The organism is Wolbachia endosymbiont (group A) of Scambus nigricans (assembly GCF_947251485.1).
Classification (GTDB): Bacteria; Pseudomonadota; Alphaproteobacteria; order Rickettsiales; family Anaplasmataceae; genus Wolbachia; species Wolbachia pipientis.
Genome location: NZ_OX366356.1, coordinates 1056519 through 1070781, shown reverse-complemented (window position 1 = coordinate 1070781; position 14263 = coordinate 1056519). Strand labels below are relative to the sequence as shown.

Sequence of the window (14263 nt, the reverse complement as noted above, 5' to 3'; positions counted from 1 at the left end):
GAAATTGGTATTACAACCGTTGGTATCAAGGTACGCTAGCCCTATCTCTCGATACGTTTGAATAGTTGCTTGGGACATATATATGCACCCGTTTACAATCTTAAATTAACTAAAACTATCGAGGTTTATTATGGTTACATCTTATCAAAATTTTATTGGCATTGACATCGGAAAATTTAAAAATGTCGTTGCAATTCACAAACAGAAGAATGCTGTCGAATTTGATAATAATGCTTCTGGTTGGCAACAATTATTTCAAGAGTTTTCAGATATTCTACCTAATGCTTTAGTGACTTTAGAAAATGCAGGGAAATATGAGCTTGGCTTATCACATTTTCTTACCGACAAAAATATTGCCGTGCATCGAGCTAATACTCGTAAAGTAAAAAGCTTTATTTTATCTCACGGAACTTTAGCAAAGTCTAGATGCAAGAGCTCTTGCTCAATATGGATTTGAACGCCATAGAACTATCTCTCTATTTGTACCTACCTCTACAGAACAATCAACTTTGGCTGCACTTTGTCAACGTCGTGATGATATTACGCAAATGAGAACTCAAGAAAAATGCAGACTTGAAGCACCGGAAAATGATCATATAAAAGAAAGCTGTCAAAAGACCATTGAGTTTTTCGATAGTCAAATAAACGAACTCAATGATATAGCTCTTTTTACAATAATCCGAACAGACCGTAATATGCTACTGGCCTGCTATAGCCATAAACACATATCTTATCGCATTCGGACTATTATAAGAAAGGCTATACTATACAAAAGATTATTGATGAAAGCCGCGAATTACAACAACGCCAAAAAATTCTTAAAACAGTTCCTGGAATAGGTAAAAAGTTATCACAAGATTTTTTGTGTTTAATGCCAGAGCTTGGTTACTTAAACAGAAAAGAAGTAGCAAGTCTTGCCGGAGTTGCACCGCATCCAAAAGAAAGTGGTAAAGCTGTTGGTTACCGAAGGATTACAGGTGGTAGAAGTAACGTTCGTTCAAAGCTCTTTACAGCCGCTATGGCTGCTACAAGGTCAAAATCTATACTTGGCGCCTTTTATTCTAAGCTTGTTGAAAGTGGTAAGAAGAAGATGGTGGCTATAACAGCCCTAATGCATAAAATTATAGTATAGCCCTTCTTATAATAGTCCGAATGCGATAAGATATGTGTTTATGGCTATAGCAGGCCAGTAGCATATTACGGTCTGTTCGGATTATTGTAAAAAGAGCTATAATTGCTAATACAAGACTTAAAGAAGCAATTAATTTGCATACTTAAAAATCTTCACAACGGTAACTGAAATTGGCTAATGAATATGTGCGTCCACACAGACTTAAAGCACATATTCATTAGCTTAAGCAGAAATTGCTGTGGTAGCTGTTTGATATAAAATTCTATTTCTATGACAAACGGGTTTTTATTGCCCATATAATTTGCAAAATTACACAAATAAAAAAATTTTTAAAAAACATAGTTGATAGCACTGACAGAAAATATCGTGGCTATGAGCAAACGAGAAAATTGCACGTAATGTTGAATATAAACAACAAAAAAGCCATAGCTGTAAAATACAGTAACGGCTGATCACTATGGAGCTTGTGATTTGCTAAAAGAAGTCGATTTTCAGTATGTCATAAAAGTACTATATGCAGATAGAGCATGTGATAGGCACAAGTTTTATAAGTTGTGTAACGAATATGATATAAAGACAAAAATTCCACCAATAAACAATGCGGCAGAACATCCAGAAATAGATTATATGTCTGACAGGAATGCTGCTATTAGGTTAATAAAATTATACGGTGAAGATGGCATGAAAGAATGGAAAAAAGAAGTAAATTATGGGAAAAGATCTTATATTGAAGGGTTTTTCTCAAGATTAAAGCAAATATTCGGATTTAGTTTTAGGAATAAATCTGAGATAAATCGAGAAAAAGAACTGCTAATCAAATGCTATTTGCTTAATAAATTCACTGATATTGGTATGGCTAAATTTGAGACAGTTACATGAATTTACCATAAATCACCATCTCATAAAGTATGATGCAACAAAGCCATCCCAGTGTCTGGGCACTGGGATGACACCCTTTTGGATGGAAACCAGTGTCAGGTACTCGGATGATACCTTTTTCTACTTATAGCTCTTTTTACAATAATCCGAACAGACCGTAATATGCTACTGGCCTGCTATAGCCATAAACACATATCTTATCGCATTCGGACTATTATAAGAAAGGCTATAATTTGGGTTATGCAAGAAGTCTATTCGCGGTATAGATTCCGTTAACACGTAGCGGGATGACGGTTGTCGGTAAATCTAAGTCAGTTTAGCTATATGCTTTTAATTCCCCCAAAAGAAGAATTAAATATGTGAAGTTCTAGTTGATATGACTTAATGAATGGTTAGTTTAAATTACTAATTTATTTAAGAGATTTTGATAATATTTAACCCACTCGCTTTTCTATTTTCCATATCACGATGTGCTTGAATTATTTCATCAAATTTATATTTTTTATTGATCCGTACAGTTAAAAGTTTTTTTCTTATCATCTCGAAGATTTCCATTGTGGTAAGCACTAATGTGAATCTATCATGCTTATAATGATATATTAAGGTTCCAGTTGCAAATAACGAACGTGAACTAAGTAAAGAAAAACTAATAGGAGCGTTACCTGATATCTGCCCATAGGAAACGTATATGCCGAACCTGCCTAAAGATTCAAAAGAGAGCTTACTTGTAGCGTAACCTATGGGGTCATACACTGCACCTACTCCTCTGTTTTGCGTAATCTCCATAATTTTAGAAACGAAGTCTTTATCATTGTAGTTTATTGCGTATGTGCAGCCACTTTGTAAAGCTATCTTCATTTTTTCATCAGAGCTTACAGAACCTATCACTACACCTTTTTTATCCTTTGCCCATTGGCATATTATTTGTCCTAAGCCACCATTAGCCCCATGAACTAGCACAAAAGCACCAGGCCTAACTTTATAAGATTGATTAACTAAATAGTGAGCTGTCATACCTTTAAACAGCACTGCAGCAGCAACTTCATCAGATATGTTATCTGGAATTTTTATCAGATATTTCTGGTGTATAATGCGCTTTTCACAATATGCCCCTGGAGGAGCTGTGCAATATCCAACTCTATCTCCGACCTTCAACCCATCACTGATTTTTTTACCAAGCTTTTCAATAACTCCCACTGCTTCTACCCCAAGCACCGATGGTAGATCTTTAATTTTGCGCATACCTTTTCTGTGCTCTAAATCATAACGATTTAAGCCGATAGTTGTGTGACGTACTAAAACTTCCTCGCCTTTTGGCTCACCTATGCTCTTATCTACAAATTCTAATACTTCTGGTCCCCCAGTTTTTTTAATTTGTATAGCTCTAACCATGATGAATATTAAGATAAAAACTTTGATTATGTTATCTAACAATTAATATTTTGCAAAGTTATTGTTTTCACAATCAATAGACTTCTTGCGTTACCTCCTGTCATTCCAGTGTCAGCTACTTGGATGACACCCTATTGATTACTGAAATGACACGGTTTGCAAACATTCTGTTACTTAAGCTTAAAGAACGTGTATGATAGTGTTATTTCGCCCAAATCTTTTGTATTACTATCAAGCATTATCTCAGGATCTATATAGAAAGATACGGGCATAGCTGCTTTTTGTTTTGGTAGCAACATTTGTTCTTCAAAACAAAAGCATGCAACTTTATTGAAATACTTACCTGCTTTAAAAGGCGTAACATTATACACCGCCATTCCAAATGAAGGCTGATCAGATAGATTTTTTGCGTAATAAAACGCTAAACTTTGTTCTCCTATGTTTACGTCAACGTAGTTAGTTTCTGATTTAAACTCCCAAGGTAGATCGGACATTATATCAGCATTGAAATGGACCCTGATCTTTTGGTTAGTTATATTTGTTGTTGTGTTAGTTACTTTTCTTATTGTGCCACCATACCCAGTAGCTTTACAAAAAATGCTATATAGAGGCACCGATGCATATGTAAGACATATCATCGATACAACTAAAGATATTAAAAAGAAAACTATAGAATTCTTACTACCTTTCCTTAAAAAGGAAAACATCTAGTCCCTATTATTGAACAAGTTAAGTAACCTGAGTAGATTGAGAAATATGTTAATAAAGTTAAAATAAAGATCAGTTGCACCCAGTATTGCCAATTTAGTAGTAACGACTTCTGATCCGTCGTTATATTTATAATAAACGTCCTTGATTCTTTGAGCATCATACGCAGTCATTAAGGTAAAGACTATTACTGATATGAACGATATTGCAAAGTAGAGAGGACTACTTCCAAGGAATAAATTTACTATGGATGCTATAATTATCCCCAAGACTCCCATAATCAAGAAAGAGCCCATACTTGTAAGATCTCTTTTTGTGGTATTACCATATAAAGCCATAGAGCCAAACATAATTGATGTAATGAAAAACGCTCTTGCTATATTTTCTGCAGTATAAACTATAAAAATATAAGATAAGGAAAGCCCCATTAACACTGAGAACGAGAAAAATATAGTAACGGCAGACTGAGCACTTAGGTGTTGAATTCTATACCGCATATAGATCACCAATGCAGCTGGAGAGAATATTATCACAAGCGACAGAACAGGATTAGAATGAATTACCTGAAAAAGACCTGAAAACACCGTTAGGAACGCGACAAGCCCTGTAACACCCAAAGCCAAAGCCATGCAGTTATATACTTTAGTTAGGTAACTTCTAAGCCCAGCACTGTAGTAAGCGCCTTGAGAGCGAATATCCTGTTCATTTCTCATATAAGACATAATATAACTCCTTTTATCCATTACTTAACACATTATAATATAAAACCACATTTTTATCAAGTGTTTTTATTATAAACAGCTATGCGCTGGCATTTGTTTTAATATAAATAGAATATAGGCCTATTGCCGATGCATTTGAAACATTTAAACTGTTAATTGCATTTGACATTGGTATTTTTAAAAGATAATCACAGTTTTCTTTAACTAGTCTTCGTACCCCTTTCTCTTCAGAACCAAAAATAATTACTCTTTTTTTCTCAAAACTCTTTATTTCATCTATATTTTCTTTAGTATTGCAATCAAACCCATAACACCAGTAACCGACCTTTTTTAAATACTGCATAGTTTTTACTATATTTGTAACGTATATTAGCGGGACAATATCTAATGCTCCGCTTGCTGCTTTTGCAATAGATGCATTTTCGCTCGGTGAATGGTTATGTGGTAAAACCAATGCATTGACATTAAAACAAGCTGAAGTTCTTAAAATTGACCCAATATTGTGCGTGTTAGTGACTTGATCTAAAATGACTATAGTAGAGCTATCGTTCGAGCTTTCAGCTATTTCTTCAATGCTTAAGTTATAAAGAATAGGGGCAACATTTAAAGCAATTCCCTGATGGTTAGCACCTTTGGGTAAAACGTCATTAAGTATTTTGCTTTCTACTAATCGAACTTTAATGCCCTTACTGTCTACACATTGCCTAATTTCTTTTTTGTACTCTCTATAGAAATTTTCTGTTGCTAACAGTTCTATACACCGCCTATTTTTATTCTTCAGTGCTGACATGCAGGTGTGCTTTCCATACAGCCAAAAATTCTCATTAGTTTTTGACGATTTCATCGTATTATTGAAAATCGGGTTTTTATAGAATAAGCAACATTTTACTATGTTTAGATATTGTTGTAAAATTATACAATTCGATTAATGCGTTTATGTCGAACGATGAGTTGGATTGGCAAAAAAATGTTAAGCCAATAGAATGTAGAAAAGTTACTTTGAAAGTTGATCATAAAGTAAATATAAAGTCTATGGTTGATAAAGGTACCTCCGACTTACAAGGGAATTTTCTTAATACCAATAATGGTAACTCATCATTTTGTCTTGACTACAACACAAAATCAAAGATTGATAGGGGTAAATATTTTATAAGCGATAAGCTCGATTTGCATGGCTATAATATAGAGGATGCTTACTGTAAATTGATAGATTTTATTATCAAAAATTATCGAGCAGGAAATAGATGTTTATTGGTAATTACGGGATACGGCAGTGCAACAAATAAAACAGACACTATAAAGAATAACTTAAATAAGTGGTTAAATGATACTAAAATCCAGTATATGGTTCTATACTACCAGCAAGCTACGAAAAAACATGGTGGTAAAGGAGCTTTTTATGTTTTATTAAGAAGGCTTAGGTCCTATTAGCTGCTTAAGTTTCCTTTTAAGCCTTAATTTTTCTTGTATAACCATACAGTGTTCGGCAGCGCGTGACGCGCAACTGTACGAACATTGTGATTTGGGTCTACCAGGAAGGATGTCTCCCAGTACCTCTTTTCCCGTCATCCCGCTACGTGTTAGCGGGATCTCATTTCACTTTATGAGGGTGTCATCCGAATAGCTTGACTACTTGGATCCAGATTGGATACTGAGTTGGTGAGTATAAAAGTATAGCTTCTACGTCATACCGCCGCGGTATCTCAGCCGCTAACAAGTAGCGGGGTGACGAGTTACTATACCGCTGCGAACCGTCATACCGCGATTTATTCCATAGCTGTACGAACATTCATTTTTGAAGGTAAACTGCACAGCAAATGGTGTCATTCCAGTGCTTGACACTGGAATCCAGCCGGCTTTGTTGCATCGCTAGCTATGGTGGATTAAAGATAAAAAAGGTGGAGAATATCAGTAGCTTATTATTCTGGTATTTATAACAAGAACGGTCAGTGAATACCTAAATTTGAGTAAAAGAAATTTCACTACCACTCACTAATCCGGCTAAAATTCAAGAATTTCAATGCTTTAGCTATTTTCAATAGAATTAAATTTATAGCCTTTCTTATAATAGTCCGAATGCGATAAGATATGTGTTTATGGCTATAGCAGGCCAGTAGCATATTACGGTCTGTTCGGATTATTGTAAAAAGAGCTATACTATTCTTAAATTTGATCAGATTGATTGCAAAAAAAAAACAAGATTTTCAATAAGTTGCTTATAATCCTAATTATAGTTAGCCTTTCATAAGTAGCGATGCAACAAAGCCATTCCAGCGTCACGCGCTGCCATGTGATATACAAATTTCCTTCGAATTACAACGTACGTGCGCTCTATATGCACTTGATTGACAAATGCTCTCTTATCAAAATCTCAAGAATCTGCACTATATTTAATGCTGCGCCTTTGCGCAGGTTGTCAGCCACTATCCACATATTTAATCCGTGCTCAACAGTATTGTCTCTTCTAATACGCGATACATATACAGCATTCTCCTGTACAACATCAATTTGAGTTATGTATTCACTATCTTCACGCCTGTTGTACACTAAAACTCCACTATCTTCGGCTTCACTTAGCACTTCACGAGCTTGTTCTTCAGTGATATGTTGATCAAATTCCACATTTACTGCCATAGCGTGACCGATAAAGACGGGTACCCTTACACAAGTTGCAGTAACTTTTATATCTTCCTCTAAAATTTTTTTTGTCTCCTCTTGCATTTTCCATTCCTCTTCTGTAGAACCATTTTCCATGAATTCTCCTACATGGGGAATGCAATTGAATGCTATTTGCTTAGAGAATATCTTGGGTTTTTTAGCTTCGTTCATAAAGATTTTTTTTGTCTGGTCATAGAGCTCATCCATTGCTGCTTTGCCTGCACCAGAAGTTGATTGATAAGTTGAAGCAACGATTCTCTTTATTTTTGCTTTTTGGTGTAATAGATGTAGTACTAGCAGCATCTGTATTGTAGTACAGTTTGGATTGGATATTATGTTGTGGTTTTTATATTCCATAATTTTTTCTTTATTAATCTCTGGAATAATGAGTGGCACACCCTCTTTCATTCTAAAATGGGAACTGTTATCTATCACGATGCATCCAGCCTGTGTTGCAATTGGTACATACTCTTCAGAAACATGAGATCCAGCACAGAAAATGGCTACATTAGTTCCAACGAAGTCATAATCCTCAAGGCATAAAACTGTTAACTCTTTGTCACCAAAGCTCACCTTCTTCCCTTCTGATTTTTTCGACGCAAGTGCAATAACGCAATCTATTGCCTCATCTTGAAATTCAGCAAGCGTGCTTAATACCTCACGCCCTACTCTTCCGGTTGCTCCAATAACAGCAATTTTGTATCTCATATAGATGAACCTCTAATTTTAAAGTTCTATTATATTTTTACTGACAAAATTTACAATTGTTTTAATATTTTTATCTTGCAATTAATTGTAATTTAGCTATTATTATGCAATATTAGTAATATTACATAATGAAATGAAAGATGAGTAAGGAATACGATGAAACTAAGGTTAAACCTTCAATGTCTACACCTCAAGGGCCTGAAGGAACCAATGGATCAAAGGCCCAAAGTGTTCTTTCGAATAAAAGAAAGCCTACAATAAATTTTGATGATAAAAAGTATGGTGTAAAAACCTCTAAAATAGACCAACAGTCTCTAAACAAAAGACAAGAATCTTCAAAGCTAAGAGATCTCTTAAGGTCAATACCAATAATAAGGAGATTTTTAGCAAGGATTTTCACACCTGAAAAAATAGAAATCATCAGTAACCCTATATATGACAACATGGAAGCATATAAAAAATCGCAGGAAGATTACCCTAGTAAGATAAAAGATGAAACTAGTATAGATGATGAACACACAAAAGAAGTAGGTAGTAAACTTGAGAAGGGTAATGTTGAACAAGTGGACAACAAGAAAAGTCGTAGTTCATAAATATCAATCATTTAAAAATTATCTCTAGTTATAACATTGTATCTGTTCAGATGCATGGCTCATGTACAAATATTGAAACAAAAATTCCAGTGCTCCTTTCTCGTCATCCCAGTGCGTGACACTTGTATCTTTATGATGTGAGGCATTAGAGCTAAAATACCTCACAGGGAGGGTGAAGCTGATGCGACACTAATGCCATTAAGCCAGATTTTGCTTCCCTCCCATAGAGTTAAAGACTGAACAGTATCTTTTGGAATTATATCCCGTATTACAAGGTTAGTCTAAACTCTCAGTTTATAGCTCTTTTTACAATAATCCGAACAGACCGTAATATGCTACTGGCCTGCTATAGCCATAAACACATATCTTATCGCATTCGGACTATTATAAGAAAGGCTATAATTGTAATTTTGTTGGATAATTTGTTTGACAGCAGAGACAGTATCTGGGATCCAGATTGGGCACTAAGTTGGTAAACACGAAAGCGATTAATCCTTTACAACGTTTTTGATGGAACTGCGCGAAAGAACTGGATGCCAGTGGGCTTTGTTGCATCGCTAGCTATGATGGATTAAAGATAAAAAAGGTAGAGAATATCAGTAGCTTATTATTCTGGTATTTATAACAAGAACGGTCAGTGAATACCTAAATTTGAGTAAAAGAAATTTCACTACCACTCACTAATCCGGCTAAAATTCAAGAATTTCAATGCTTTAGCTATTTTCAATAGAATTAAATTTATTAATACAAATAACAAGTTACTATTCTTAAATTTGATCAGATTGATTGCAAAAAAAACAAGATTTTCAATAAGTTGCTTATAATCCTAATTATAGTTAGCCTTTCATAAGTAGCGATGCAACAAAGTCATGCCAGTGTCACGCACTGGCATGACACCCATTTCTTCCTATAGTTGTCTTTTCTCGTCTACCTTATTTTGCCACTCTGCTGAACAGATACATAACATTTGCTATACAGAAACTCTGCGATACCAAAATAAATAAAGAGGTACGCCACTTGCAGTGAATAAGCTTGCGGTCAGCAAGGTATTCACAGAAGTTTCAAATATTACCCAGCAGCAAAAGGTTGTTGCTATACTGCCAATTAAAAATTTGTAACAACTCTTTTCTTGCACAATAACTTTGAGAAAAGCAAGACTGCATGCAAGGTAAACAAATAAAAATGAAACTACAGAAAAGTCGATAATTGATGTGATCTGCTTAGCAAAATTGTTGCTTGAAGTGAGGATTAGTAAAGTTGCAGTTCCAACTGAGCTAGTTGTTATGCCCCAGAAAGGAGAACCGTGCTTGTTTCTTTGAGCAAAAAACTGTGGCATCAGTTTATCTTTTGCAAGGCCAAGGGCCACTTGTCCACTAGCTAGTACCCAAGCGTTTAAAGTACCAACACAAAAAATGAACGCAGTTATAGAAATAATCAAGTGCCAATTGCAAGAGGCCATAATTTTTATTGCGTCAACATATGGTGCTCTTGAACTTGCTAAATCATTGCCATTTATTAATCCCATAATTGCAAGATTGTTGATAAAATACACAACAGCAACAGAGATTGTTCCAAGTACCACAGCTCTTGGTATTGTTCTAGCTGGATTATCAACTGACCCTGCAGGTGCTGTTGCCAATTCAACTCCAATAAAACCCCATAGAGTAATAAGTGTAGAACGGGCAAGAATCTGCGATGTTGTAAGATTTGATATTTCTTCACTTATGATGAAGTTATTTCTATCAAAAAAAAACAATGCTGCTATAGGTATTACAAGCAATACAGAAATTTTTATCACCGTCAATAAAAACTCAACACGTCCAGCAGTAGCTACTCCTCTAAAATTTATTAGTGTAATAATTGTAAGTAATAACATCTCTAAAAACAGATGTACGTTTTGAATATCTTCATGGAAAAATGGTGTAAGATAACCAACACCCACAACTATTACGGCTGTTGTGCTAACCCATGAGATCACCCAATACGTCCAACCAACAAAAAAAGCTACAGCAGGGACAAAAGCATGCCTTACATAGACGTGAGGGCCACCCGTTTCCGGAAATTTTGCGCAGAGTGAGGCAAAAACTAAAGCAAGAGATATAGCACCAAGCCCTGATATTATCCAGCTTATAAGGCTATACATGCCATATGGAGCAAGGCTAATGGGAAGCATAAAAATTCCAGAGCCAATTTGGCTGCTAATCACTAAGGCAAAAATAGCCCAAAAACCTATTTTATTTGACACAATAATTCTTATCTAAATAGATTAACAATATACCCTAAACTCAGAAATTTCAATTGATCTTTTAACATAAAAACTTGTATTTTTTCAATTTATTCCTAAAATAGATTATATTAACAGATTATTAAGAGGGGTTATGAATCCGAGATTAAAAGCATTTTTGGTTGTTTGTAGTATTATTGCACTTTTGTTTCTCGTGTATTATTTAAATCTTCTTGTTAACTATATACTTGACCCGATTCTAGTTCGTCCCTTTGAAAGATTATACAAAAACTTAATTGTTGATGGTCTTTATGCCTATTTATCTACAAGCACTTCTAGCCCTGCACTAGCATTTTTGGCTACAGGTTTTATTGTTATTGCTGCGTTTATTTGCCTGAATAAAATGCTTCTTCCCTTGCAAGAGAAGATCATAAACAACTATACCTCCTTTAAAAACAACAATATTGATAGCAATAGCATGTTGTTTGAGGTTTATAAAGATCCAACAATAAAATTAAAGGACAAAATCTTATTCTTCAGTATACACTTGATATATTACCTACAGCTTCCATTTTTGTATATTGCATCAAAGGTATCAGCTCTACTTGGGTTTCTTATATTTAATTTTGGTTTATTATTGTTAAATTATGCACTGCTAATTCCAGTAGCACTTCTTGAGTTAATAAAATATCCATTAGTAAAACTCTTTTCACCTTTGGGTTTGAATGTAAAGCAGCTAAGCTTTTTGTTTAATGTAAGTGATGTGGGCACCGGTAGTCAAAGTGTTCATACTAGAAGTTTTGAGGAAAGTGTCATAAACTGCGCTGAAGAACTAAAACAGAAATTTGGAACTCAACCAAATGTACTCAATAAAGAGTTTGAAGACTACATAAATAATTCAGATGAGCTTACAACTAAGCAAAAAGAGCAATTAAAACTTTATCTTAACTTTAATGGTTCCAATGAAGCAGCTTGGCAAGAATCAAAAACTGGACTAACTCTCACACAAGCTGCAAACTTAGTTTCAACTGCTGCTAAGAATCAAAAATCAGATGTGAATTCACTATTACTAATGAATTTAAAGGATGGACTTGGTTTATGTACTCTGGGAATGTTCGATCGTATTATTTATTCGCTTAGTTGTCTTGAAGCGAAAAATAATTTCTTGGTTCAAATAAATGGAGCAGTGAACGTATTAATACCTAAATTTACTGAAAGATTTTTAAAAGAATATTGCAATTATAAAAAATTAAAAATTTTGGTAGACAAGTTTGAAGATTTTTACTCCGAAGATTATGCGGATAAAAATAATATAAGCGATGAGGTGAAGAGCAACATTAACCAATCAATAATAGAAATAAGAGAATTTGTCTTTAAAGAGCTTTACATAAAATCTTACGAAGAGTATGGAAAAAGTATTCAAAGAGGTGCCATAAAGCAAAAATTAAGGGGATTAGTTACAGATGATAGTATAAAGGAAGCAGTGTATTATTCAATGTATAATATAGAAATCCCTGCAGAACCACCTACTTATCTTGAAAGAGTAAAAGCATTTTTTGGAGGTCATGCAAGGTCTCCTGCTGCTTAGTGGTGGGCTCATGTCATGGTAGAAAATTTTGACTTTAGCTAAAAAAATTACTTCCGCATACTTGAAACCTCATTATAATGACAATTAGAGATGTTTCTCGAGCTCAAAATTTGTCTCCGTCTGCAGACTTTTCATTTAAATTTCAGTTAAAAATGTGGCGTATCTTCTTCAGTGTATGTGGGTGCACACGCATACTTAATCTCTGCCCAATGTGCATTGCATTTTTTCTGAATCTTGTTCATATGGGGGATTCTATGCCTAAAATTCCAGACACTTGACTTTAGCTAAAAACCATCTGGCGCCTATGGTTTTTTATAGTTTTGTCCTCCCTTTTCTGAATGGCTTGCAAGCTGCTATCTCTACAAAAACTATATTTTTCTTCAGAAGAGAGTTATATTGTAACTATGGACAAAATAATCATAAAAAAATTTGGTGGGACTTCGCTAACTGATTTAAACCGAGTTGCAAATTTGATAAAAAACGATATTGAGAAAGGTTGTAATGTAATCGTTGTTGTATCTGCTGTTGCAGGATTTACTGACCAAATGGTTTTTCAGGCTAGGCAAATCTCAAATTTAAGTTACAGACAAGAGTTATCAGAGTATGACGTTATGCTTTCAGCAGGAGAACAAATCTCTTGCGGTCTCTTAGCTATCACTCTCCAATCGATCGGAGTTAATGCTAAATCGTGGCTTGCTTGGCAGTTACCAATTGTAACTGATGATTTTTATTCTGAGTCTAAAATAAAAACAATAAAGATTGACCGTGTGAAAAGATCTTTTGCTGAGGGTTATACTGCTGCGATCATCGCTGGTTTTCAGGGTATAAATGATGATAGAATCACTACTTTTGGAAGAGGAGGCTCTGATATATCAGCAGTTGCCTTCGCGGTAGCCTTTGGTGTTAGAACTTGCAAAATTTTTACTGATATTGATGGAATATATACAGCAGACCCGAGAATTGTTCCAAAGGCACGCAAGCTCAAATTTATCTCTTACGATGAAATGTTGGAAATGTCGTCATCTGGTGCTAAAATATTGCATAATCGTTCAGTACAACTTGCAATGAAACATGACATTAAAGTGCAAGTGCTATCCACTTTTAAGGAAGTAGAAGGCACCACAGTGCTACACAAAAGGGAGGTACTAGAGAGATACTTAATTACTGGAATAGCTTATAGCACTAATGAAGCTCTTGTAACTTTCACTAACCTTGCAAATAACTTGCGCACTTTAAGAGACATAGCAGGAGCAAACGTTAAAATTGATATGATACATGGGTCAAGTTTTGTTATCTCTAAATTTGATATTGATTTAATGGAAAAGTTACTGAATAAGAATGAAAATTATGCTATAAACGATAATGTAGCTAAAATTTCAATAATTGGTATTGGTGTTATGTCTAACACTGAAGTGATGCACCGCACACTCAAGGTTTTAAGCGAAAAAAAGATAGAAATACTTGCTATCACAACATCTGAAATCAAAATCAGTATAATTGTTCAAAAAGAATGCGCTGTAGCTTTAGTCAAAGATTTACATACTGAGTATGAGCTTGATATGCAGCACTAGGATAGGCTTGACGTCCAGTTGTCTAAGAGTATGTCTTGAAAAGGAATGAGGAAAAAAATATGATAGTGTAAGTAAAAAATAGGAGGGA

Annotated in this window: 13 protein-coding genes and 3 pseudogenes; 9 read left to right on the top strand and 7 right to left on the bottom strand. The window is 34.7% G+C overall.

Features of this window, described 5'->3' with window-relative positions:
- Window positions 1–130 precede the first annotated feature (130 nt).
- From OPR46_RS06065 to OPR46_RS06050, 4 genes and pseudogenes are all read left to right on the top strand, one after another.
- Window positions 131–659, top strand: a pseudogene (locus tag OPR46_RS06065) (IS110 family transposase); the annotation flags it as partial.
- 104 nt (window positions 660–763) lie between these two features.
- Window positions 764–1132: pseudogene (locus tag OPR46_RS06060) on the top strand (transposase); the annotation flags it as partial.
- A gap of 344 nt (window positions 1133–1476) precedes the next feature.
- A pseudogene (locus OPR46_RS06055) lies at window positions 1477–2011 on the top strand (transposase); the annotation flags it as partial.
- Window positions 1995–2141, top strand: coding sequence for a hypothetical protein (locus OPR46_RS06050; protein ID WP_265043287.1), 147 nt, complete (start codon window positions 1995–1997; stop codon window positions 2139–2141). The pseudogene OPR46_RS06055 and the gene OPR46_RS06050, both read left to right, overlap by 17 nt.
- Before the next feature lie 284 nt (window positions 2142–2425).
- Here OPR46_RS06050 and OPR46_RS06045 read toward each other — a convergent pair whose 3' ends face one another.
- The 4 genes from OPR46_RS06045 to rlmB form a co-directional block, all read right to left on the bottom strand.
- Entirely contained in the window at window positions 2426–3403 is a 978-nt protein-coding gene (locus OPR46_RS06045; RefSeq protein ID WP_265044106.1) for a quinone oxidoreductase family protein, read from the bottom strand.
- 170 nt (window positions 3404–3573) lie between these two features.
- Window positions 3574–4110: a cytochrome c oxidase assembly protein gene (locus OPR46_RS06040; protein ID WP_265043286.1), complete on the bottom strand. Its 537-nt coding sequence runs from the start codon at window positions 4108–4110 to the stop codon at window positions 3574–3576.
- Window positions 4111–4833, bottom strand: a complete 723-nt coding sequence (locus tag OPR46_RS06035; protein ID WP_265043284.1) for a Bax inhibitor-1/YccA family protein — start codon at window positions 4831–4833, stop codon at window positions 4111–4113. It abuts the gene before it with no gap.
- A 79-nt stretch (window positions 4834–4912) separates the two neighbouring features.
- Window positions 4913–5677: a 23S rRNA (guanosine(2251)-2'-O)-methyltransferase RlmB gene (gene rlmB, locus OPR46_RS06030; protein ID WP_265043283.1), complete on the bottom strand. Its 765-nt coding sequence runs from the start codon at window positions 5675–5677 to the stop codon at window positions 4913–4915.
- A gap of 92 nt (window positions 5678–5769) precedes the next feature.
- Between rlmB and OPR46_RS06025 the strand changes: the two genes are divergently transcribed.
- Window positions 5770–6264: a Smr/MutS family protein gene (locus OPR46_RS06025; protein ID WP_265043282.1), complete on the top strand. Its 495-nt coding sequence runs from the start codon at window positions 5770–5772 to the stop codon at window positions 6262–6264.
- A 551-nt stretch (window positions 6265–6815) separates the two neighbouring features.
- Here OPR46_RS06025 and OPR46_RS06020 read toward each other — a convergent pair.
- The gene (locus OPR46_RS06020; RefSeq protein ID WP_265043281.1) at window positions 6816–6953 is read right to left on the bottom strand and encodes a hypothetical protein; all 138 of its coding nucleotides are present in this window, start codon (window positions 6951–6953) and stop codon (window positions 6816–6818) included.
- Window positions 6954–7164: 211 nt separating this feature from the next.
- Window positions 7165–8199 carry an aspartate-semialdehyde dehydrogenase gene (locus OPR46_RS06015; RefSeq protein WP_010962945.1) on the bottom strand — a complete coding sequence of 345 codons (1035 nt, stop codon included), beginning with the start codon at window positions 8197–8199 and terminating at the stop codon, window positions 7165–7167.
- 140 nt (window positions 8200–8339) lie between these two features.
- Here OPR46_RS06015 and OPR46_RS06010 point away from each other — a divergent pair, with 140 nt between their 5' ends.
- Together OPR46_RS06010 and OPR46_RS06005 are read left to right on the top strand one after the other, a co-directional pair.
- Entirely contained in the window at window positions 8340–8792 is a 453-nt protein-coding gene (locus OPR46_RS06010; RefSeq protein ID WP_265043280.1) for a hypothetical protein, read from the top strand.
- A 332-nt stretch (window positions 8793–9124) separates the two neighbouring features.
- A complete protein-coding gene (locus tag OPR46_RS06005; protein WP_265043279.1) occupies window positions 9125–9268 on the top strand; it encodes a hypothetical protein in 144 nt (47 codons plus the stop codon).
- A 494-nt stretch (window positions 9269–9762) separates the two neighbouring features.
- On the opposite strand, the gene OPR46_RS06000 is transcribed toward OPR46_RS06005, so the two are convergent.
- On the bottom strand, window positions 9763–11037 hold the full coding sequence (locus OPR46_RS06000; protein ID WP_265043277.1) for an APC family permease: 1275 nt from the start codon (window positions 11035–11037) through the stop codon (window positions 9763–9765).
- A gap of 133 nt (window positions 11038–11170) precedes the next feature.
- Here OPR46_RS06000 and OPR46_RS05995 point away from each other — a divergent pair, with 133 nt between their 5' ends.
- On the top strand, window positions 11171–12604 hold the full coding sequence (locus OPR46_RS05995) for a hypothetical protein (RefSeq protein ID WP_265043275.1): 1434 nt from the start codon (window positions 11171–11173) through the stop codon (window positions 12602–12604).
- A gap of 404 nt (window positions 12605–13008) precedes the next feature.
- Window positions 13009–14175 (top strand): aspartate kinase, encoded by a 1167-nt coding sequence (locus OPR46_RS05990; protein WP_265043274.1) that lies wholly within the window; start codon window positions 13009–13011, stop codon window positions 14173–14175.
- Window positions 14176–14263 lie beyond the last annotated feature (88 nt).

Coding starts and splice junctions, on each gene's coding strand:
- OPR46_RS06045 (WP_265044106.1), bottom strand. CDS start 3,403: ATGGTTAGAGCTATACAAATTAAAAAAACTGGGGGACCAGAAGTATTA.
- OPR46_RS06040 (WP_265043286.1), bottom strand. CDS start 4,110: ATGTTTTCCTTTTTAAGGAAAGGTAGTAAGAATTCTATAGTTTTCTTT.
- OPR46_RS06035 (WP_265043284.1), bottom strand. CDS start 4,833: ATGTCTTATATGAGAAATGAACAGGATATTCGCTCTCAAGGCGCTTAC.
- rlmB (WP_265043283.1), bottom strand. CDS start 5,677: ATGAAATCGTCAAAAACTAATGAGAATTTTTGGCTGTATGGAAAGCAC.
- OPR46_RS06025 (WP_265043282.1), top strand. CDS start 5,770: ATGTCGAACGATGAGTTGGATTGGCAAAAAAATGTTAAGCCAATAGAA.
- OPR46_RS06020 (WP_265043281.1), bottom strand. CDS start 6,953: ATGCTACTGGCCTGCTATAGCCATAAACACATATCTTATCGCATTCGG.
- OPR46_RS06015 (WP_010962945.1), bottom strand. CDS start 8,199: ATGAGATACAAAATTGCTGTTATTGGAGCAACCGGAAGAGTAGGGCGT.
- OPR46_RS06010 (WP_265043280.1), top strand. CDS start 8,340: ATGAGTAAGGAATACGATGAAACTAAGGTTAAACCTTCAATGTCTACA.
- OPR46_RS06005 (WP_265043279.1), top strand. CDS start 9,125: ATGCTACTGGCCTGCTATAGCCATAAACACATATCTTATCGCATTCGG.
- OPR46_RS05995 (WP_265043275.1), top strand. CDS start 11,171: ATGAATCCGAGATTAAAAGCATTTTTGGTTGTTTGTAGTATTATTGCA.
- OPR46_RS05990 (WP_265043274.1), top strand. CDS start 13,009: ATGGACAAAATAATCATAAAAAAATTTGGTGGGACTTCGCTAACTGAT.